We start from the raw sequence: 19,091 nt of genomic DNA on the forward strand, positions 1-19,091 counted from the left end.
ATCTTCTACCCAGACCCAGCCTCTACTTCTTCGAAAGCCCTTCGCATGAGCACAGAGACAGCCGCCCCCACGCCCGCCGGCACCGCCGAACTGATGGAGCAGATCCTCTACGAGGTGAAGCGCGTGGTCGTCGGGCAGGACCGCTTCCTGGAGCGCGTCATGGTCGCCATGCTCGCGGGCGGGCACCTGCTGGTGGAAGGCGTGCCGGGCCTCGCGAAGACGCTCACCATCAAGACGCTGGCCGACACCGTGCGCGGCCAGTTCAAGCGCATCCAGTTCACGCCCGACCTGGTGCCGGCCGACCTGGTGGGCACGCGCATCTACAACCAGAAGACCGGCGAATTCAGCACCTCGCTGGGCCCGGTGTTCGCCAACCTGCTGCTGGCCGACGAAATCAACCGCGCGCCGGCCAAGGTGCAGAGCGCGCTGCTTGAAGTGATGCAGGAGCGGCAGGTGACCATCGCCGGCGAAACCCACAAGGTGCCGCGACCGTTCCTGGTGATGGCCACGCAGAACCCCATCGAGACCGAAGGCACCTACGCGCTGCCCGAGGCGCAGGTCGATCGCTTCATGATGAAGGTCATGGTCGACTACCCGAGCGACGAGGAAGAGTTCGTCATCGTCCAGCGCGTGATCGGCGCGCCCGTGGCGGCCACGCCCGTCGCCACCACCGAGCAGCTGGCCGAGCTGCAGGCCGAGGCGCGGCGCGTGTATGTCGACCCTTCGCTCATCCAGTACGCGGTGAAGCTGGTGTCGGCCACGCGCACGCCCGAGAAGCACGGCCTGAAGGACCTGCGCCGCTTCATCACCTTCGGCGCCAGCCCGCGCGCCAGCATCAGCCTGACCGAAGGCGCGCGCGCCCTGGCGCTGCTGCGCGGCCGCAGCTACGCGCTGCCCGAGGACATGACCGCGCTGGTGCCCGACGTGCTGCGCCACCGCGTGACGCTGTCCTACGAAGGCCTGTCCGAAGGCCTGACGCCCGATGGGCTGGTCGACAAGATCATGCGCGCGGTCCCCGCCCCACCCAAGCCGCTCGAACATGAAAAGCTGGTGGCGTAAGGCCCCCGCGGCCGCGAACGACGAACGGCTCGCCGCTGAAGCCGGCGGCGCTGAACGCGCGCTGCGCCGGCTCGAGTGGACGGTGATCCGCCGCCTCGACGGCCTGCTGCAGGGCGACTACCGCACGCTGATGCGCGGGGCCGGGCTCGACCTGGCCGACCTGCGCGAGTACCAGCACCACGACGACGTTCGCCACATCGACTGGAACGTCACCGCGCGGCTGCAGACGCCGCATGTGCGCGTGTTCACCGAAGACCGCGAGATGACCGCGTGGTTCGTGCTCGACCTGAGCCGTTCGGTCGACTTCGGCTCGGGCCTGAAGGCCAAGCGCGAGATCTCGGCCGGCTTCGTCGGCGTGCTCGCGCGGCTGCTCACCCGACACGGCAACCGGGTCGGCGCGCTGGTCTACGGCAGCGACCTCGAAGCGGTGATTCCGCCGCGCAGCGGGCGCCGCCATGTGCTGCACCTGCTGCATGCGATGGACAAGCGCGCCGACAAGGCGGAGCACACGCCCCGGCAGAAGGGCATGACGCGGCTGGACACCCTGCTCAAGTCGGCCGCCACGCTGATGCCGCGCCGCTCCACCGTGTTCGTGGTGTCCGACTTCCTGAGCGAGCCCGGCTGGGAACGCCCGCTGGGCCAGCTGGCGCAGCGCCATGAAGTGGTTGCCGTGCGCCTGTTCGACCCGCTCGAACTCGAGCTGCCGGACCTGGGGCTGGTGCCGCTGCGCGACGCCGAGACGGGCGAGCAGCTCTGGGTCGACACCCACGACGCGGGCTTTCGCAAGCGCTTCGCCCGCATCGCGGCCGAGCGCGAAGCCGCCTTGCGCGGCGCTCTGGCCAAGGCCGGCGTCGACGCGCTCGAACTCTCGACCAGCGACGACCTGGTGGAAGCCATCGTCCGTTTCGCCGATATGCGCAAGCGCCGCACGCGCATCGGCCTCGCAGGCATGAAGGCGGTGGCAGCATGACTTTTCTCTGGCCTCAATTCCTCTGGCTGCTGGCGGCGCTGCCGCTGCTGGTGCTGCTCTACGTCTGGCTGATACGCCGCAAGAAGAAGCTGGCGGTGCGCTATGCCAGCCTGTCGATCGTGCGCGAGGCCATGGGCGCGGGCCAGACGATGCGCCGCCATATTCCGCCCGCGCTGTTCCTGCTGGCCATGGCCGCGATGCTGATCGCCGCGGCCCGGCCGATGGCGGTGGTGGTGCTGCCGTCGAACCAGCAGACCATCATCCTCGCGATGGACGTGTCGGGCAGCATGCGCGCGGCCGACGTGCTGCCCAACCGGCTGGTGGCGGCGCAGGAGGCGGCCAAGAGCTTCATCAAGGACCTGCCGCGCAGCGTGAAGGTGGGCGTGGTGGCCTTCGCCGGCAGCGCGCAGGTGGCACAGTTGCCGACCACCAACCATGAAGACCTGGTGACCGCCATCGACAGCTTCCAGCTGCAGCGCGCCACGGCCACCGGAAATGCCATCGTGGTGTCGCTGGCCACGCTGTTCCCCGACGCCGGCCTGGACGTGGAGCAGTTCAGCGCGCCGAGCCGCCAGCGCGGCGCGGCCATCGACTCGTCGGAGAAGAAGCTCAAGGACTTCACGCCCGTGGCGCCCGGCTCGTTCACCTCGGCCGCGATCATCATGCTGACCGATGGCCAGCGCACCACCGGCGTCGATCCGCTCGACGCAGCCAAGGCCGCGGCCGACCGCGGCGTGCGCATCTACACCGTGGGCGTGGGCACCGTCGACGGCGAGACCATCGGCTTCGAGGGCTGGTCGATGCGCGTGCGCCTCGACGAGGACACGCTCAAGGCCATCGCGCAGAAGACCAATGCCGAGTACTTCTACGCCGGCACGGCGAGCGACCTGAAGAAGGTCTACGAAACGCTGAGCACCAAGCTCACCGTGGAGAAGAAGGAAACCGAGATCTCGGCGCTGTTCGCGCTCGGCGCGGCGGTGCTGACGCTGCTGTCGGCGGGGCTGTCGCTGCTCTGGTTCAACCGCATCCTCTAGCGTCCGGAGTCATCCGGCGGTAATCGGACACGACCGCCGCGACCGCAGCGGTTTCGCACTCGCGCCCGGCTAGCGAGCCTGGCGAAGGTGGCCAGACTGGCCTTCAATGATCGATTTTCGTGCTGCTCAGCAAGAAAATAAATCACTTTCGATCATTGAAGTCCCTCCTTAAAGTTGCGCCCGGTTCAACTCTGACTGGCGAAACTTTCATGTCCACCGCGACCACCCGCATCCCGTTCCATCTGGCGTTTCCTGTCCGCGACATTGCCGAAGCTCGAGCGTTCTACGGCGAACTGCTCGGTTGCCCCGAGGGCCGCAGCGCGCCGGAATGGGTCGACTTCGACTTCTACGGCCATCAGATCGTGGCCCACCTGGCCCCGGACGAATGCGGTCATCGGCAGAGCAGCGCCGTGGACGGCCACGACGTGCCGGTACGTCACTTCGGCGCGATCCTGCCGATGGATCAATGGCAGCGCATGGCCGACAAGCTGGTGGCGCGTCAGACACAGTTCGTGATCGAACCTTACGTGCGCTTCAAGGGAGAGCCCGGCGAACAGGCCACGATGTTCTTTCTCGACCCCTCGGGCAACGCGATCGAGATGAAGTCCTTTGCCGACCTGAGCTCGCTGTTCGCACGCTGAAAGCCCGCCATGCCCACGAGCAACACGAAATCGGTGGCATTGGCTGCCATGCTGGTCGCCTGCGCTTCTGCTTCGGCCCAGTCCGACACCTTGGGCAAGATCAAGGAGTCGAGCTCCATCACCATGGGCGTGCGCGATGCTTCGGGCGCCATGTCTTTCACGCTGGGCCCCGGAAAGTACACAGGCTTTCATGTGGAGATCTGCGAGCGAGTCATCGCCGACATCAGGAAGGCGCTGCACCTCGACAAGATCGACGTGAAGTACCAGCTCGTGACACCGCAGAACCGAATCCCCCTCGTACAGAACGGCACGGTGGATATCGAATGCGGGACGACCACCAACAATGCAGCGCGGCAGAAGGACGTCGCGTTCGCGCCCACGTTGTATGTCGAGGGCATCCGAATCGCCGTCAAGACGAACTCGGGCATCGCATCACCTGCGCAGCTGGCCGGCAAGACGGTCGCGGCCACCACCGGCAGCACGTCCGTGCAAGCGCTGCGAAGGCTCGGGCGCGACGGCGTGGCGGGCGTATCCGAAGTGCTGTCCAAGGACAACAGCGAAGGCTTCCTGCTTCTTGAAGGTGGCCGCGCCGAGGGCTTCATCGCAGACGGCCAGATTCTGGCCACGTTGATTTCCAGGAGCAAGGAACCGGAAAAGTACAGGCTCCTGGATCAGGTCTTCAGTGTCGAGCCCATTGCAATCATGTTCCGCAAGGGCGACCCGGCATTCAAGAAGATGGTCGACGACAGCATCCTGGCACTCGCCAGGAGTGGCGAAGTCTCACGCATCTACGACAAGTGGTTCATGCAGCCCATCCCTCCCAATGGCGCCAGGGTGGGGCTGCCGGCCAACGCCATGACCAAGGCCGCCTGGGCCGCTCCGTCGGACAAGCCGCTGGAGGCTTACGAGGCACGCTGATGCGCCCCATTGCCCCCAGACGACGCGTTGCCGCCTCGCGCACTGCATCCATCTTGCGCCACGCGGGACGGCCATCCGCCCGGGTGCCTGGTCCAGGTGCACGGCTACGGCTTGCGCAGGCGGCCCGACTTTCCCGCGCGGCCGCGCGTGGGCAGCAGCGGGTTGCCCGGCTGCGCATCGGCGGCCTCCCGCAGGTGCTCTGCAAAATGCGCCACGATCGGTGGACTGACCCGCGGCTTGCGTTGCAGCAGGCCGATCTCGCGGTAGAAGGTGAACTCCCCGAGCGAAACGACACGGACTCCGGAAGGCAGGGGAAGGTGCGCTTCGACCAGCGGAACCAGCGCGACCCCCAGGCCCTTGGAAGCAAGGTGGATCAATCCGGGAATCTCATCGATCTCGATCGCGTCGTTGACCGAGACCGCCTCGCGGCGGAGAAATCCCTCGACCATGCGGCCGCCGAAAGAAGCCCGGTCATACCGAAGGAACGGCTGCTGCTGAATCAGCGCGCGCCAGTCCTTCGTCACGGGCAAGGCCTTGGGTACCACCAGCACATAAGGCTCGTGAATCAGCGCCTGCCACGTCAGATCGGAAGGCAGGCCGAAAGGTGGGCGGATGATGACCGCCGCATCGATCTTTCCCGCATCGAGGTCATCCATCAAGCGCATCGAAACGCCCGGCGACACATGCACGCGCACCAGTGGAAAGGCCTTGCGGAGCTTTTCGAGCGCGCGTGCCAGCAACGTGGGCTGGGCCGAAGCGATCGAGCCTATGCGCAGCAATCCTCTGGTGGCATTGTCCTCGGGCAGCTCCCCGAGTTTTGCGAACAGCGCGCAGATCTCTTCGGCGCGCGGCAGGGTCGTCTGCCCCGCAACGTTCAAGGTGGCGGAGCGCCCGGTTCGATCGAACAGTTCGAAACCCAAGGCCTCTTCCAGCCGCTTGATCTGGCTGCTCACCGCGGATTGGGTAAGACCGATGCGGTCCCCCGCTGCCGCGAAGGTGCCGTGCTTGCACACCGCGATGAAGGTCTTGAGTTCGCCAATCACCGCACGAGCATCTCAAATATCGATGAAGAGGTCAATGATTCATCGAATGAATCGTTCAATACAACGCAACGAATGACGGAGCCCAACGCTCTCCAACCTCAACCAGGAAAACCATGAGCAATCCCATCTACGTCCAGGAATACAAGGCCATCGCCGAAGTGCTGCAGAAGTACAACGAAGGCGGCAAGCAGGCCAGCAGCAGCATCATGAAACCGGCCTTCAGCGAGCAGGCGACCATCTTTGGCGTCGGGGCCGATGGCCAGTTGACTGGCGGCCCGATCCAGGGGTTGTTCGACACCATCGACAGCGCCTTCCGCCCGTCGCCCGAAGCACAGGGCGTGATCGTCGGCATCGACATCGTGGGCACCGCCGCCAGCGCCCGGATCGACACCAACGACATTTCGGGCTTCTGCTTCACCGACTTCTTCAATCTGCTGAAGGTCGACGGCAAGTGGACCGTGGTCAGCAAGATCTACCACACGCACGTCGCGCCCTGAGTACTGCCAGCGATCGCGACGGCGTGTTCGTGCAGCGGCGCCGAACCGTGGAAGGCCACGGATGCTTCAGCGCGTGTTCTTCGTGATCTGCGGCGTCTTCACCGCCCCGATGCCGCCCAGGAACAGATCGGCCACGATCGGCGCGATGGCCGCGTGGTCGAGCCGGCCGTCGGGCTTCATCCAGGTGAACATCCAGTTGATCATGCCGAACAGCAGCATGGTCAGCGGCTTGGCGAGGTCGTCGCTCGGCGCGCCGGGGCGCAGTGCCGAGACGGCGCGCGCAAAGCCCGCGACCACCTCGCGCTCTTTGTCGAGCACGCGCTCGCGGTCGGCCTCTTCGAGAAAGCGCACGTCGTCGGTCAGCACGCGGTGCGCGTCCTGCGCGCCGGCATATTCCTCGACGATGCGGTAGATGAAGCGGCGCAGGCGCTCTTCGTCGGTCTGCGTCGAGGCCTCTTCCTCGGCCACCAGGGCGGCGAGCTTGGACACGTGCGTCTCGGCGATGCTGATCAGCAGGCTGCTCTTGTCCTTGTAGTAGTGGTAGAGCGTGGCCTTCGAGAGGCCGCAGGCCTCTGCCACCTGGTTCATCGAGGTGGCGGGGTAGCCGCTGCGCGCGAACAGTTGCGCGGCCTGCGCGAGGATCAGTTCACGCTGGTCGTCGTAGGTGGCGGATCTTCCACGCGGCATCGGGTCGGTTTCCTGGGTTGGGCTGTTGGAACAACGCGCGATCTTGCACGAAGCGCGATCGCGTTCAGCCGCGCTTGGTCGCGATGAGCGAGCGCACGTCGGTGGCCGGCAGGCGCGGCCTGCCCTGCTCCACCCGGGCGAGCGGCGCTACCTCGTGCAGGCTGGCGAGGCTGCGTACCGTGAGCGCCTGGTAGGTGTGCGTGCCTTCCAGCTTCCAGGCGATCTCGTCCTCGGTCAGCTCGCGCTTCACCTTGGCCGGGATGCCCGCCACCAGCGAGCGCGCCGGCACCTTCATGCCGGCCGGCACGAAGGCGCAGGCCGCGACGATGGCCTTCTCGCCGATCTCGGCCTCGTCCATGACCACCGCGTTCATGCCCACCAGCGCGTCGCGCCGCACGATGCAGCTGTGCAGGATCGCGCCGTGGCCGATGTGGCCGTTGGCCTCGATCACCGTGTCGTTGTCGGGAAAGCCGTGCACGCAGCAATGGTCCTGCACGTTCGAGCCCTCCTCCAGCACGATGCGGCCGAAGTCGCCGCGCAGGCTGGCGCAGGGGCCCACATAGCAGTTGGGGCCGACGATCACGTCGCCGATGAGCACGGCCGTGGGGTGCACGTAGGCGCTCGGATCGACGACCGGGATCACGCCGTCGATGGAATAGCTGGGCATTCGGTCTCCTTTGTCTTCGGGTCTCAGGGTTTGCCCTGAAGCGACCCCGCTTGTGTCGGAATCGAGGTCGATCCTAAAATCAACCGAACGGTCGGTCAATAGTGTTTGCACGCCAGGCCGCCTCCCACGAAGGACGAAAGAGACACGCAATGACTGAGCCTTTGGTACTCATCAGCAACGCGGGCGCGGTGCGCACGCTGAGCCTGAACCGCCCCGCGGCGCTCAACAGCTTCACCACCGGGCTGCATGCCGAGCTGATGGCCGCCCTCGAAGCGGCGGCGAACGACGAGGTCGTGCGCTGCGTGGTGCTCACCGGCGCCGGCCGCGCCTTCTGCGCGGGGCAAGACCTGGCCGACCCGTCGGTCGCGCCCGACCCCACGCCCGGTGCCGCGCCCAAGGACCTGGGCCATGTCATCTCCAGCTACTACGCCCCGCTCGTCGCGCGCCTGCGCTCGATGCCGGTGCCGGTGGTTGCCGCCGTCAACGGCGTGGCCGCCGGCGCGGGCGCCAACCTGGCGCTGTGCTGCGACCTCGTGGTGGCGGGCCGCTCGGCCAGCTTCATCCAGGCCTTCACCAAGATCGGCCTCGTGCCCGACACGGGCGGCACCTGGCTGCTGCCGCGCCTCGTCGGCTCGGCCCGCGCGCTGGGCATCGCGATGCTCGGCGACAAGCTGCCCGCCGAGGAAGCCGCGCGCATCGGCCTGATCTGGCAGTGCGTGGACGACGCGGCCCTGGCCGAAACAGCCGCCGCGCTCGCCACGAAGCTGGCGGGCATGCCCACCCGCGCCCTCGTCGCCACCCGCCAGACCATGGCCGCCGCGCAGGACATGGACCTGGACACCGCCCTCGCCGAAGAAGCCCGCATCCAGCGCGACCTGGGCAACGCCGACGACTACCGCGAAGGCGTCGAGGCCTTCCGCGCCAAGCGCGCGCCCGTCTTCAAGGACCGCTGAGCATGACCGACACACAACGCACGCCGCAGCAGACGGCCGAATACGTCCGCGACGGCATGTTCGCCAACGACAACGCCACCAAGGGCCTGGGCATGCGCATCGTCGAGGTCGGCCCCGGCCAGGCCACGATCGAGATGCGCGTGCGCTCCGAAATGCTCAACGGCCACGCCACCTGCCACGGCGGCTTCATGGCCACGCTGGCCGACTCCACCTTCGCCTTCGCCTGCAACTCGTACAACGAGCTGACCGTGGCCTCGGGCTTTTCCATCGACTTCATCGCCCCGGCGCGCGAGGGCGACCTGCTCACCGCGCGCTGCCACGAGGTGTCGAAGGCCGGCCGCACCGGCGTGTACGACACCGAAATCACCAACCAGCGCGGCGAGCGCATCGCGATGTTCCGCGGCCGCTCCTACACGGCCAAGGGCCGCCCCGCCGTCGCTGCCTGAGGAGACATCCAGACCATGACAGCCAGACACCCCGCCCCCGGCGAACTCGACCCCATCGAAACCGCCAGCCGCGACGAGATCGCGGCACTGCAGCTCACCCGCCTGCGCGCCACGCTGCAGCGCGCGTACGACAACGTGCCGCACTACCGCAAGGCTTTCGACGCCAAGGGCGTGCACCCGGGCGACCTGAAGTCGCTGGCCGACCTGTCGAAGTTTCCGTTCACGGTGAAGAGCGACCTGCGCGACAACTACCCCTTCGGCATGTTCGCCGTGCCGCGCACGCAGGTGGCGCGCATCCATGCCTCGTCGGGCACCACCGGCAAGCCGACCGTGGTGGGCTACACGAAGAACGACATCGACACCTGGGCAGACCTGGTCGCGCGTTCCATCCGCGCGGCCGGCGGGCGTGCCGGCGACATGATCCACGTGTCCTACGGCTACGGCCTGTTCACCGGCGGCCTGGGCGCGCACTACGGCGCCGAGCGCGCGGGCTGCACCGTCATCCCGATGTCGGGCGGCCAGACCGAGAAGCAGGTGCAGCTCATCCAGGACTTCAAGCCCGACATCATCATGGTCACGCCCAGCTACATGCAGGTGATCATCGAGCAGTTCGAGCGCCAGGGCCTCGACGCGAAAGACAGCTCGCTGAAGATCGGCATCTTCGGCGCCGAGCCCTGGACCGAAGCCATGCGCCGCGACATCGAGGCCAAGGCCGGCATCGACGCGGTGGACATCTACGGCCTCAGCGAAGTGATGGGCCCGGGCGTGGCCAGCGAATGCGTGGAGAGCAAGGACGGACCCGTGATCTGGGAAGACCACTTCTACCCCGAGATCATCGACCCCGAGACCGGCGAGCTGAAGGCCGACGGCGAAGAAGGCGAACTGGTCTTCACCTCGCTGAGCAAGGAAGCCATGCCCATCGTGCGCTACCGCACGCGCGACCTCACGCGGCTGTTGCCGCCCACCTCGCGCGCGTTCCGCCGCATGGGCAAGATCGTCGGGCGCAGCGACGACATGATGATCATCCGCGGCGTCAACGTCTTTCCCACGCAGGTGGAGGAGATCGTGCTCGCGCACGAGCGCCTGTCGGGCCTCTACCAGGTGCACGTGCGCCGCGACGGGCTGCTCGACGAGGTCGAGGTGCACTGCGAGCTGCAGCCGCGCACGAGCATCGACGAGAGCGAACGCAAGGCCATCGCGAGCTGGGTGCAGGACCGCGTGAAGACGCTGGTCGGCATCTCGACCACGGTGCGCGTGTTCGACCCCGACTCCATCGAACGCACGCAGACCGGCAAGGCCCGGCGCGTGTTCGACACCCGGCCGCGCTGAGCGCGCGCCGCTTCAACCCTCTTTCCAAAGGACACGCACATGTACACCCAGGCAATGGACACCATGGGCAAGGACGCAGGCGACGGCAAGCAGAAGGCCGTGCGCTCCGCCGAAGAGATGCGGCTCGAGGAGCGCTTCGACGCCCACATCGACGCTGGCGACTTCATCGAGGCGAAAGACTGGATGCCCGAGCACTACCGCAAGACGCTGGTGCGGCAGATCAGCCAGCATGCGCACTCGGAAATCGTCGGCATGCTGCCCGAGGGCAACTGGATCAGCCGCGCGCCCACGCTCAAGCGCAAGGCCATCCTGCTGGCCAAGGTGCAGGACGAAGGCGGCCACGGCCTCTACCTGTATGCCGCGGCGGAGACGCTGGGCACCTCGCGCGACCAGATGTTCGACGCGCTGCACAGCGGCAAGGCCAAGTACAGCTCGATCTTCAACTACCCCACGCTCACCTGGGCCGACATGGGCACCATCGGCTGGCTGGTCGATGGCGCCGCCATCATGAACCAGGTGCCGATCTGCCGCTGCTCGTATGCGCCGTATGCGCGCGCCATGATCCGCATCTGCCGCGAGGAAAGCTTCCACCAGCGCCAGGGCTATGAAGCCCTGCTCACCATGATGACCCACGGCACCGACGCGCAGAAGGCCATGGTGCAGGACGCGGTCAACCGCTGGTGGTGGCCCTCGATCATGATGTTCGGCCCGCCGGACGACCAGTCGCCCAACAGCGCGCAGTCGATGCGCTGGGGCATCAAGCGCTTCAGCAACGACGAGTTGCGCCAGAAGTTCGTCGACGCCACGGTGGAGCAGGCGCGCATCCTCGGCGTGACCCTGCCCGACCCCGACCTGAAGTGGAACGAGGAGCGCCAGGCGCACGACTTCGGCGCCATCGACTGGAGCGAGTTCTGGCGCGTGATCGGCGGCGACGGCCCCTGCAACCGCGAGCGGCTGCAGGCCCGCGTCGACGCCTGGGAAGAAGGCGCATGGGTGCGCGAAGCCGCGATGGCCCATGCCAACAAGCAACCGATGAAGGAGGCGGCATGACCGTCGAACAGAAACAAGAGTGGCCCCTGTGGGAAGTATTCGTGCGCAGCAAGGCCGGCCTCGACCACAAGCACTGCGGCAGCCTGCACGCGGCCGATTCGAAGATGGCGATCCAGATGGCGCGCGACGTGTACACCCGCCGCCAGGAAGGCAGCAGCATCTGGGTGGTGCGCTCCGAGCAGATCGTGGCCAGCGACCCGGGCGACAAGGACATGTTCTTCGACCCGGCGGAAGACAAGGTCTACCGCCACCCGACCTTCTACGCGCTGCCCAAGTCGGTCGACCACATGTGAGCAGGGCCAGGACCATGCAAGCATCGATCGAACTGAACCGCACGCCCGCCGTGCAATACCTGCTGCGCATCGGCGACACCTGCCTCGTGCTGGCACAGCGCCTGGGCGAGTGGTGCGGCCACGCGCCAGTGCTGGAAGAAGACATCGCGATGGCCAACATCGCGCTCGACCTCGTCGGCCAGGCCCGGGCGCTGCTCACCCACGCCGGCAAGCTGGAAGGCGCCGGCCGCGAGCATGACGAAGACCAGCTCGCCTACCTGCGCGAGGAGCGCGACTACTTCAACCTCACCATCGCCGAGCTGCCGCGCGGCGACTTCGCCTTTGCCGTGGTGCGCAACACCATGGTGTCGACGCTGCTCAAGCTGCTGTGGCAGCGCCTGGCCGCATCGAGCGACGCCGAGGTGGCCGCCATCGCCGGCAAGGCGGTGAAGGAAGCGCGCTACCACCAGCAGCACTCGGGCGACTGGGTCGTGCGCCTGGGCGACGGCACGGAAGAATCGCGCCGCCGCACGGAGAAAGCGCTGAAGCAGCTCTGGCTCTACGTGCCCGAACTGTTCGAGAGCGACGCCGTGGATGCCGAAGCCAGCGCCAGCGGCCTCGGCCCGGCCTGGAGCGAACTGCGCGAGCCCTGGCTCGCCGACATGCAACAGGTGCTGGACGCCGCCGGCCTCGCCATGCCCAAGGAAGCCGCCTTCCGCAGCACCGGCAAGCACGGTGTGCACAGCGAGCACATGGGCTACATCCTGGCCGAGATGCAGCACCTGCAGCGCAGCTTCCCCGGAGGCGTGTGGTGATGAACGCGCTGGCGTCGCGCGTCGATGCGGCGTGGGCCGTGCTCCACACGGTGCCCGACCCCGAGGTGCCGGCCGTGTCGGTCTGCGACCTGGGCATCGTGCGCGACGTGATCGAGCACGAAGACGGCCTGGAGATCGTGCTCACGCCCACCTACTCCGGCTGCCCCGCCACCGAAGCCATCGAGCACGACGTGCTGGCCGCCGTCGAGCAGGCCGGCCTGGGCCGTGCTCGCGCCACGCTGCGCCGCGCGCCCGCATGGACGAGCGACTGGATCAGCGAGGAAGGCCGCGCCAAGCTCAAGGCCTACGGCATCGCGCCGCCCGCCCACCTCACCCCGGAAGCCGCGGCCAACACTGCCATGCCGATCAAGCTCTTCGGCCGCATCGCCGGCGAGCGCATCGCCTGTCCGCGCTGCGCGAGCGAGCGCACCGAGCGCCTCTCCGCATTCGGCTCCACCGCCTGCAAGGCCCTGTACCGCTGCATGGCGTGCAAGGAGCCGTTCGAACACTTCAAGCCGATCTAGAAAAGCACCCCCGCGATGAGCACCCTCTTCCATCCCCTGCGCGTGAAGGCCATCGAGCCCGACACGGCCGAGGCCGTCATCGTGTCCTTCGAAGTCCCCACCGACCTGCAGGAAGTGTTCGGCTTCACGCAAGGCCAGTACCTCACGCTTCGCAAGGACATCGACGGCCAGGACCTGCGCCGCTCCTATTCGATATGCGCCGGCCTCGACGACGGCGAGCTGCGCGTCGGCGTGCGCAAGGTGCGCGGCGGCGTGTTCTCCAACTGGATCAACGCCAGCCTGCAGCCCGGCGACACCCTGCAGGTGATGGCGCCGCAGGGCCGCTTCTTCGTGCCCATCGAGCCGGCCTCGGCGCGGCACCACGTCGGCATCGCGGGCGGCAGCGGCATCACGCCGATCCTGTCGATCATGAAGACGGTGCTGGCGCGCGAGCCCGCGAGCCGCTTCACGCTGATCTACGGCAACCGCCAGCTGCAGTCCACGATGTTCAAGGAAGAAATCGAGGACCTGAAGAACCGCTACATGACCCGGCTGGTGCTGCAGCACGTGTTCTCCGACGAGCACACCGATTCGCCCCTGGGCTTCGGCGTGATGAACCGCGAGAAGATCGGCGAATTCCTGCAGAGCGTGGTGCCCGCCGCGCAGATCGACCATGTGTACGTGTGCGGCCCGTTCCAGATGAACGACGAGGCCGAGGCCGCGCTGCTGGCGGCGGGCGTGCCCGAGGAGCGCATCCACATCGAGCGCTTCGGCGTGGCGCTGCCCTCGGCCACGCAGGTGGGCGCGGTGGTGCACGAGGCCCAGCCCGGCGACGCCAAGCAGTCGCGCATCACCATCGTGCGCGACGGCCTGCAGCGCGAGATCACCTTCACCGAAGGCCAGCCCAGCATCCTCGACGCGGCTTCGGCGGCGGGGCTGGAAGTGCCGTTCTCCTGCACGTCGGGCGTGTGCGGCACATGCCGCGCCAAGCTGGTGGACGGGGAAGTCCGAATGGAGCGCAACTTCGCTCTCGACAAGAATGAGGTGGCCGCGGGTTTCGTGCTGACCTGCCAGGCGCACCCCCTCACCGAATGCGTCACGCTCTCCTTCGACGAGCGGTGATAGATACTTCAGTCCTCAACAATTTTTCAACCCGGAGACAAGTCCAAATGAAATTCTTCAAGCCCCTGCTGATCGCAGCGCTGTGCGCCACCGCCGCCGCCTCGTGGGCCGACGTCAATGTCGGCGTCACCATCTCGGCCACCGGCCCGGCAGCATCGCTGGGCATCCCCGAGAAGAACACCATCTCGCTGATGCCCAAGACGATCGGCGGGCAGAAGATCAACTACATCGTGCTGGACGACGCCTCCGACACCACCGCGGCCGTCAACAACACGCGCAAGCTCATCGCAGAGAACAAGGTCGACGTGATCCTGGGCTCGACCACCACGCCGGCCTCGCTCGCCATGATCGACGTGGCCAGCGAAGCGCAGACGCCGATGATCTCGGTGGCCGCGTCGGCCCGCATCATCGAGCCGATGGACGCCAAGAAGAAGTGGGTGTTCAAGACGCCGCAGAACGACATCATGATGTCCCTGGCCATCGCCGAGCACATGGCCGCCAACGGCGTGAAGACCGTCGCCTTCATCGGCTTCTCCGACGCCTACGGCGAAGGCTGGTCGCAGGAATTCGCCAAGGCCGCCGACCTGAAGAAGATCAAGGTCGTGGCCAACGAGCGCTATGCCCGCACCGACACCTCGGTGACCGGCCAGGCCCTGAAGATCATGGCCGCCAAGCCCGACGCGGTGCTGGTGGCCGGCTCCGGCACGCCGGCCGCGCTGCCGCAGAAGACGCTGAAGGAACGCGGCTACGGCGGCAAGATGTACCAGACTCACGGCGTGGCCAACGCCGACTTCCTGCGCGTGGGCGGCAAGGACGTGGAAGGCACCTTCCTGCCCGCCGGCCCGGTGCTGGTGGCCGACCAGCTGCCGGCCAGCAACCCGGTGAAGAAGTCCGCGCTCGCCTATGTGTCCGCGTATGAAGCCGCCTACGGCAAGGGCTCGGTCTCGACCTTCGGCGCGCACGCCTGGGACGCCGGCCTGCTGATGAGCTCGGCCGTGCCGGCCGCGCTGAAGAAGGCGCAGCCCGGCACGCCCGAATTCCGTGCGGCGCTGCGCGACGCGCTGGAGCAGACCAAGGATGTGTCCGGCGCGCACGGCGTGTTCAACATGACCGCGCAGGACCACCTGGGCCTGGACCAGCGCGCCCGCGTGATGGTGAAGATCGAGAACGGCGCCTGGAAGTATCAGCCCTGATCCTGGGCTCACCCCCAGGCTCCGCGCACTTCGTGTCGCTTCTCCCACCCCCTGCCGGGGGCAACACCTGAGGCCCGGCAAAGCCGGTTCCTCGGTGTTCCTGAACTGAGTCACGGGCGACGCCCGAAGGTTGTTTTATGGATTTGCAGATTGCCCTGTTGCTGGGGCAGGACGGCATCGTGAACGGCGCGGTCTACGGACTGATGGCGCTCGCGCTGGTGCTGGTGTTTTCGGTCACGCGCGTGATCTTCATCCCGCAGGGCGAGTTCGTCGCCTTCGGTGCGCTCTCCATGGCCGCGCTGCAGGGCGGCCGCGCGCCTTCCACGCTGTGGCTGCTGCTGGCGCTGGCGGTGATCGTGCTGGTGGTGGAAGCATGGCGCTGGAAGCGCGGCGCCGTCGTCGACTGGCGCTCGGCGCTGACATGGTGCGTGGCCTTCCCGGCCTTGGCGGCGGTGCTGATACTGGGCCTGAAGCCCACATCGCTCGCGATGCAGTCGCTCGCCACGCTGGTGCTGATCGCGCCGCTGGGCCCGCTGCTCTACCGCGTCGCCTACCGCCCGCTGGCCGACGCCAGCGTGCTGATGCTGCTGATCGTCTCGGTGGCGCTGCACGGCGTGCTGGTCGGCCTGGGGCTCTTCTTCTTCGGTGCCGAGGGTTCGCGCACCAGCGCGTTCTCCGAGGCGCGCTTCGACCTCGGCGGCATTCCGGTCAACGGACAGTCGCTGGTGGTGGTCGGCGTCACGCTGGTGCTGGTGATCGCCATGTTCTGGTTCTTCGGCCGCTCGATGATCGGCAAGGCGCTGCGCGCCACCGCCATCAACCGCGTGGGCGCACGGCTCTCGGGCATTCCCACCGAACTGTCGGGCGACCTGAGCTTCGCGCTGGCCGCCGTCATCGGCGCCATCTCGGGGCTGTTGATCGCTCCCATCACCACGGTCTACTACGACACCGGCTTCCTGATCGGCCTGAAGGGCTTCGTGGCCGCCATCGTCGGCGGGCTCGCGAGCTATCCGCTGGCGCTCGCGGGCGCGCTGCTGGTCGGCCTGCTCGAAGCCTTCTCTTCCTTCTGGGCCAGCGCATACAAGGAAGTGCTGGTGTTCACCCTGATCATCCCGGTGCTGCTGTGGCGCTCGCTCAACAGCCATCATGTGGAGGACGAGGAATGAACCAGTCTCCGTCGACCACCGCTTCTACCACCGCGAACGCGGCGCCCGAGGGCCGCCCGCTGGTGACGCCGCGCGTACTCACGCTGGTCTTCATCGTCGCGCTCGCGCTGGCCTGGGGCTGGCTGCCCGAGTTCACCGTCTCGGTGCTCAGCAACATCGGCCTCTACGCCCTGGTGGCGGTGGGCCTCGTGCTGCTGACCGGCGTGGGCGGCATGACCTCCTTCGGTCAGGCTGCCTTCGTCGGCATGGGCGCGTATGCCACGGCCTGGATATGCACTTCGCCCACGGCCGCCGGCTGGCTCGGCGGCCTCGCGGGCTCGGCGCTGGTGCCCTGGCTCGGCCTGCTGCTGGGGCTGGTGCTGACCTTCGCGCTGGCCTGGGCGCTCGGCGCGGTCACGCTCAAGCTTTCGGGTCACTACCTGCCGCTGTGCACCATCGCCTGGGGCCTGAGCCTCTACTTCCTGCTCGGCAACATGGAATTCCTCGGCGGCCAGACCGGCATCACCGGCGTTCCGCCGCTGGTGGTGGCGGGCGTCTCCTTCGCCACGCCGCGCATGCTGGGCGTGGTGATCTGGGCCGTGCTGCTGCTCGCGCTGTGGGCCATGCACAACCTGCTCGACTCGCGCGAGGGCCGCGCCATCCGCGCGCTCAAGGGCGGCCGGCTGATGGCCGAGTCGATGGGCGTGGACACCGCGCGCCACCGCATCAAGCTGTTCGTGCTGGCGGCCCTGCTCGCGGCCATCTCGGGCTGGCTCTATGCGCACATGCAGCGCTTCGTGAATCCCACGCCTTTCAACCTCAACATCGGCATCGAGATGCTGTTCATGGCGGTGGTGGGCGGCGCGGGCCACCTGTGGGGCGCGGTGCTCGGCGCCACGCTTATCACGCTGCTCAAGGAAAAGCTGCAGGACGTGCTGCCCGCGCTGCTGGGCACCAGCGGCAACTTCGAGGTGGTGGTGTTCGGCCTCTTGATGCTGTTCGTGCTGCAGCGCTTTGCCGACGGCCTGTGGCCCACGCTGGCGCGGCTGTCGCGCCGCTGGGTGCGCGAAGTGCCGCGCGCCGCCGGCGCCGGTCCCGCCGCATCGACGATGGAGCCGCTCGCACAGCGCGCGGTGCCCGCCGCCGGCACCCTGCTGCTGCAGGCCGACGGCGTGAGCAAGCGCTTCGGCGGCCTGGTGGCCAACAACGACATCTCGATGACGCTGAAGGCCGGCGAGGTGCATGCGCTGATCGGCCCCAACGGCGCCGGCAAGAGCACCTTCTTCAACATGATCTCGGGCGTGGACGACCCGACCACGGGCGAAGTGCGCCTGGTGGGCCAGCCGATGTCGGGCAAGCCTTCGCGCGCCTTTGCCGCGCTGGGCCTGGGCCGCACCTTCCAGCACGTGCGCCTGCTGGGGCAGCGCAGCGTGGCCGAGAACGTTGCGCTCGGCGCCCACCTGCGTGCGAAGCGCGGCTGGCTCGCGGCCATGCTGCGCCTGGACCGCGCCGAAGAGGCCGCGCTGATGGCCGAAGCCCGCAGGCACATCGACCGATGCGGCCTCGGCGCGCATGCCGAGACGCCCGCCGCATCGCTCTCCCTCGGCCAGCAGCGCGTGGTGGAAATTGCCCGCGCGCTCGCCGCCCAGCCTTCGGTGCTGCTGCTCGACGAACCCGCCGCCGGCCTGCGCCACCTGGAAAAGCGCGCGCTCTCCGAACTGCTGAGCCAGCTGCGCGCCGAAGGCCTCGGCATCCTGGTGGTGGAGCACGACATGGAATTCGTGATGAACCTGGCCGACCGCATCACGGTGCTCGAGTTCGGCACCGTCATCGCCACCGGCACGCCCGCCGAAGTGCAGGCCAACCCGCGCGTGCTCGAAGCCTACCTGGGCGGCGCCGACGACGAACTGCTGGAAGACGCACGATGAGCCATCCCATTCTTCAACTGGAAGACTTCTGCGTTGCCTACCGCACCGTGGAAGCGGTGCACGGCGTGCGCCTGCAGGTGAACGAAGGCGAGATCGTCACGGTGATCGGCCCCAATGGCGCCGGCAAGACCACGCTGCTGTGCGCGGCCATGGGGCTGCTGCAATCGACCGGCCAGCTGATGCTGGACGGCGAGCGCATCGCGCGCCCCGGCGTCGAGACCATGGTGGCGCGCGGCGTGGCGCTGGTGCCCGAGCGGCGCGAGCTGTTCGGCGAGATGTCGGTCGAAGACAACCTGCTGCTCGGCGGCTTCTACCAGTGGCGCAAGGGCAAGCGCGACCAGCGCGCGCGCATGGACGAGATCTTCGAGATCTTCCCGCGCCTGAAGGAACGCCGCCCTCAGATGGCCTCCACGCTCTCGGGCGGCGAACGCCAGATGCTGGCCATCGGCCGCGCGCTGATGGCGCGCCCGCGCCTGCTGATGCTCGACGAGCCCTCACTGGGCCTGGCGCCGCTGGTGGTGCGCGAAGTGCTGCGCGTGGTGTCGCAGCTGCGCAGCCACGGGGTGTCGGTGCTGCTGGTGGAGCAGAACGCACGCGCCGCGCTGCAGGTGGCCGACCGCGCCTATGTGCTGGAGATGGGCGCCGTGGCGCTCGAAGGCAAGGCGCGCGACCTGCTGCATGACCAGCGGATCATTGATACCTACCTGGGTATCGGCAAGAAGGATTGAACGGTTTTTCTCCCTCCCCTTCCGGGGGAGGGTTGGGGTGGGGGCACGGCGGCCGCTGACAGGGCACAGCGCCGAACCGATGCCGCTGGCC

The 19,091-nt window shown here is 67.7% G+C and carries 21 protein-coding genes; 18 read left to right on the forward strand and 3 right to left on the reverse strand.

What is annotated here, in order from left to right:
• The first annotated feature begins 45 nt into the window (after positions 1 to 45).
• From C4F17_RS12770 to C4F17_RS12790, 5 genes are all read left to right on the forward strand, one after another.
• Positions 46 to 1,059 (forward strand): AAA family ATPase, encoded by a 1,014-nt coding sequence (locus C4F17_RS12770; protein WP_081265704.1) that lies wholly within the window; start codon positions 46 to 48, stop codon positions 1,057 to 1,059.
• The gene (locus C4F17_RS12775) at positions 1,040 to 2,029 is read left to right on the forward strand and encodes a DUF58 domain-containing protein (protein ID WP_081265703.1); all 990 of its coding nucleotides are present in this window, start codon (positions 1,040 to 1,042) and stop codon (positions 2,027 to 2,029) included. The genes C4F17_RS12770 and C4F17_RS12775 overlap by 20 nt, the downstream gene beginning before the upstream one ends.
• The gene (locus C4F17_RS12780) at positions 2,026 to 3,063 is read left to right on the forward strand and encodes a VWA domain-containing protein (protein ID WP_081265702.1); all 1,038 of its coding nucleotides are present in this window, start codon (positions 2,026 to 2,028) and stop codon (positions 3,061 to 3,063) included. Before C4F17_RS12775 ends, C4F17_RS12780 begins: the two co-directional genes overlap by 4 nt.
• A 263-nt stretch (positions 3,064 to 3,326) precedes the next feature.
• Positions 3,327 to 3,704, forward strand: coding sequence for a VOC family protein (locus C4F17_RS12785; protein WP_409196338.1), 378 nt, complete (start codon positions 3,327 to 3,329; stop codon positions 3,702 to 3,704).
• 48 nt (positions 3,705 to 3,752) lie between these two features.
• A complete protein-coding gene (locus C4F17_RS12790; RefSeq protein WP_442805202.1) occupies positions 3,753 to 4,622 on the forward strand; it encodes an amino acid ABC transporter substrate-binding protein in 870 nt (289 codons plus the stop codon).
• Positions 4,623 to 4,726: 104 nt separating this feature from the next.
• Here C4F17_RS12790 and C4F17_RS12795 read toward each other — a convergent pair whose 3' ends face one another.
• A complete protein-coding gene (locus tag C4F17_RS12795) occupies positions 4,727 to 5,665 on the reverse strand; it encodes a LysR family transcriptional regulator (protein WP_081265699.1) in 939 nt (312 codons plus the stop codon).
• A 113-nt stretch (positions 5,666 to 5,778) separates the two neighbouring features.
• Here C4F17_RS12795 and C4F17_RS12800 point away from each other — a divergent pair, with 113 nt between their 5' ends.
• Entirely contained in the window at positions 5,779 to 6,162 is a 384-nt protein-coding gene (locus tag C4F17_RS12800; RefSeq protein ID WP_081265698.1) for a nuclear transport factor 2 family protein, read from the forward strand.
• A 66-nt stretch (positions 6,163 to 6,228) separates the two neighbouring features.
• Here the strand turns inward: C4F17_RS12800 and C4F17_RS12805 are convergent, their stop codons facing one another.
• Together C4F17_RS12805 and C4F17_RS12810 are read right to left on the reverse strand one after the other, a co-directional pair.
• Positions 6,229 to 6,849, reverse strand: a complete 621-nt coding sequence (locus C4F17_RS12805) for a TetR/AcrR family transcriptional regulator (RefSeq protein ID WP_106935487.1) — start codon at positions 6,847 to 6,849, stop codon at positions 6,229 to 6,231.
• 64 nt (positions 6,850 to 6,913) lie between these two features.
• Entirely contained in the window at positions 6,914 to 7,516 is a 603-nt protein-coding gene (locus C4F17_RS12810; RefSeq protein ID WP_106935488.1) for a phenylacetic acid degradation protein PaaY, read from the reverse strand.
• Between the two features lie 149 nt (positions 7,517 to 7,665).
• On the opposite strand from C4F17_RS12810, the gene C4F17_RS12815 reads away from it, so the two are divergent.
• From C4F17_RS12815 to C4F17_RS12870, 12 genes are all read left to right on the forward strand, one after another.
• On the forward strand, positions 7,666 to 8,469 hold the full coding sequence (locus C4F17_RS12815) for an enoyl-CoA hydratase-related protein (protein ID WP_106935489.1): 804 nt from the start codon (positions 7,666 to 7,668) through the stop codon (positions 8,467 to 8,469).
• A 2-nt stretch (positions 8,470 to 8,471) separates the two neighbouring features.
• Positions 8,472 to 8,915, forward strand: coding sequence for a hydroxyphenylacetyl-CoA thioesterase PaaI (paaI, locus tag C4F17_RS12820; RefSeq protein WP_106935490.1), 444 nt, complete (start codon positions 8,472 to 8,474; stop codon positions 8,913 to 8,915).
• Between the two features lie 15 nt (positions 8,916 to 8,930).
• Positions 8,931 to 10,244, forward strand: coding sequence for a phenylacetate--CoA ligase PaaK (gene paaK, locus C4F17_RS12825; RefSeq protein ID WP_106935491.1), 1,314 nt, complete (start codon positions 8,931 to 8,933; stop codon positions 10,242 to 10,244).
• 39 nt (positions 10,245 to 10,283) lie between these two features.
• Positions 10,284 to 11,294 carry a 1,2-phenylacetyl-CoA epoxidase subunit PaaA gene (paaA, locus tag C4F17_RS12830; protein ID WP_081265692.1) on the forward strand — a complete coding sequence of 337 codons (1,011 nt, stop codon included), beginning with the start codon at positions 10,284 to 10,286 and terminating at the stop codon, positions 11,292 to 11,294.
• On the forward strand, positions 11,291 to 11,587 hold the full coding sequence (gene paaB / locus C4F17_RS12835; RefSeq protein ID WP_081265691.1) for a 1,2-phenylacetyl-CoA epoxidase subunit PaaB: 297 nt from the start codon (positions 11,291 to 11,293) through the stop codon (positions 11,585 to 11,587). The genes paaA and paaB overlap by 4 nt, the downstream gene beginning before the upstream one ends.
• Before the next feature lie 14 nt (positions 11,588 to 11,601).
• Positions 11,602 to 12,381 carry a 1,2-phenylacetyl-CoA epoxidase subunit PaaC gene (gene paaC / locus C4F17_RS12840; RefSeq protein WP_081265690.1) on the forward strand — a complete coding sequence of 260 codons (780 nt, stop codon included), beginning with the start codon at positions 11,602 to 11,604 and terminating at the stop codon, positions 12,379 to 12,381.
• Positions 12,381 to 12,905, forward strand: a complete 525-nt coding sequence (gene paaD, locus C4F17_RS12845; RefSeq protein WP_106935492.1) for a 1,2-phenylacetyl-CoA epoxidase subunit PaaD — start codon at positions 12,381 to 12,383, stop codon at positions 12,903 to 12,905. The genes paaC and paaD overlap by 1 nt, the downstream gene beginning before the upstream one ends.
• A gap of 15 nt (positions 12,906 to 12,920) precedes the next feature.
• Entirely contained in the window at positions 12,921 to 14,006 is a 1,086-nt protein-coding gene (paaE, locus tag C4F17_RS12850; protein ID WP_106935493.1) for a 1,2-phenylacetyl-CoA epoxidase subunit PaaE, read from the forward strand.
• Between the two features lie 47 nt (positions 14,007 to 14,053).
• Positions 14,054 to 15,199 carry an ABC transporter substrate-binding protein gene (locus C4F17_RS12855; protein WP_081265687.1) on the forward strand — a complete coding sequence of 382 codons (1,146 nt, stop codon included), beginning with the start codon at positions 14,054 to 14,056 and terminating at the stop codon, positions 15,197 to 15,199.
• 137 nt (positions 15,200 to 15,336) lie between these two features.
• Complete coding sequence (locus C4F17_RS12860) at positions 15,337 to 16,365, forward strand: branched-chain amino acid ABC transporter permease (protein ID WP_106935494.1); 1,029 nt, start codon at positions 15,337 to 15,339, stop codon at positions 16,363 to 16,365.
• On the forward strand, positions 16,362 to 18,272 hold the full coding sequence (locus C4F17_RS12865) for a branched-chain amino acid ABC transporter ATP-binding protein/permease (protein ID WP_106935495.1): 1,911 nt from the start codon (positions 16,362 to 16,364) through the stop codon (positions 18,270 to 18,272). The genes C4F17_RS12860 and C4F17_RS12865 overlap by 4 nt, the downstream gene beginning before the upstream one ends.
• On the forward strand, positions 18,269 to 19,000 hold the full coding sequence (locus tag C4F17_RS12870) for an ABC transporter ATP-binding protein (protein ID WP_081266386.1): 732 nt from the start codon (positions 18,269 to 18,271) through the stop codon (positions 18,998 to 19,000). The genes C4F17_RS12865 and C4F17_RS12870 overlap by 4 nt, the downstream gene beginning before the upstream one ends.
• Positions 19,001 to 19,091: the final 91 nt, after the last annotated feature.

It is taken from the genome of Variovorax sp. PMC12, from assembly GCF_003019815.1.
Lineage (GTDB): Bacteria > Pseudomonadota > Gammaproteobacteria > Burkholderiales > Burkholderiaceae_C > Variovorax.

What these genes read in the sequence shown, in the direction of transcription:
- C4F17_RS12790 (WP_442805202.1), top strand. Translation starts at nt 3,753, where the DNA reads ATGCTGGTCGCCTGCGCTTCTGCTTCGGCCCAGTCCGACACCTTGGGC.
- C4F17_RS12780 (WP_081265702.1), top strand. Translation starts at nt 2,026, where the DNA reads ATGACTTTTCTCTGGCCTCAATTCCTCTGGCTGCTGGCGGCGCTGCCG.
- C4F17_RS12855 (WP_081265687.1), top strand. Translation starts at nt 14,054, where the DNA reads ATGAAATTCTTCAAGCCCCTGCTGATCGCAGCGCTGTGCGCCACCGCC.
- C4F17_RS12815 (WP_106935489.1), top strand. Translation starts at nt 7,666, where the DNA reads ATGACTGAGCCTTTGGTACTCATCAGCAACGCGGGCGCGGTGCGCACG.
- C4F17_RS12865 (WP_106935495.1), top strand. Translation starts at nt 16,362, where the DNA reads ATGAACCAGTCTCCGTCGACCACCGCTTCTACCACCGCGAACGCGGCG.
- C4F17_RS12800 (WP_081265698.1), top strand. Translation starts at nt 5,779, where the DNA reads ATGAGCAATCCCATCTACGTCCAGGAATACAAGGCCATCGCCGAAGTG.
- C4F17_RS12860 (WP_106935494.1), top strand. Translation starts at nt 15,337, where the DNA reads ATGGATTTGCAGATTGCCCTGTTGCTGGGGCAGGACGGCATCGTGAAC.
- paaK (WP_106935491.1), top strand. Translation starts at nt 8,931, where the DNA reads ATGACAGCCAGACACCCCGCCCCCGGCGAACTCGACCCCATCGAAACC.
- paaE (WP_106935493.1), top strand. Translation starts at nt 12,921, where the DNA reads ATGAGCACCCTCTTCCATCCCCTGCGCGTGAAGGCCATCGAGCCCGAC.
- C4F17_RS12805 (WP_106935487.1), bottom strand. Translation starts at nt 6,849, where the DNA reads ATGCCGCGTGGAAGATCCGCCACCTACGACGACCAGCGTGAACTGATC.
- paaB (WP_081265691.1), top strand. Translation starts at nt 11,291, where the DNA reads ATGACCGTCGAACAGAAACAAGAGTGGCCCCTGTGGGAAGTATTCGTG.
- C4F17_RS12810 (WP_106935488.1), bottom strand. Translation starts at nt 7,516, where the DNA reads ATGCCCAGCTATTCCATCGACGGCGTGATCCCGGTCGTCGATCCGAGC.
- C4F17_RS12770 (WP_081265704.1), top strand. Translation starts at nt 46, where the DNA reads ATGAGCACAGAGACAGCCGCCCCCACGCCCGCCGGCACCGCCGAACTG.
- paaA (WP_081265692.1), top strand. Translation starts at nt 10,284, where the DNA reads ATGTACACCCAGGCAATGGACACCATGGGCAAGGACGCAGGCGACGGC.
- C4F17_RS12870 (WP_081266386.1), top strand. Translation starts at nt 18,269, where the DNA reads ATGAGCCATCCCATTCTTCAACTGGAAGACTTCTGCGTTGCCTACCGC.
- paaC (WP_081265690.1), top strand. Translation starts at nt 11,602, where the DNA reads ATGCAAGCATCGATCGAACTGAACCGCACGCCCGCCGTGCAATACCTG.
- paaI (WP_106935490.1), top strand. Translation starts at nt 8,472, where the DNA reads ATGACCGACACACAACGCACGCCGCAGCAGACGGCCGAATACGTCCGC.
- paaD (WP_106935492.1), top strand. Translation starts at nt 12,381, where the DNA reads ATGAACGCGCTGGCGTCGCGCGTCGATGCGGCGTGGGCCGTGCTCCAC.
- C4F17_RS12775 (WP_081265703.1), top strand. Translation starts at nt 1,040, where the DNA reads ATGAAAAGCTGGTGGCGTAAGGCCCCCGCGGCCGCGAACGACGAACGG.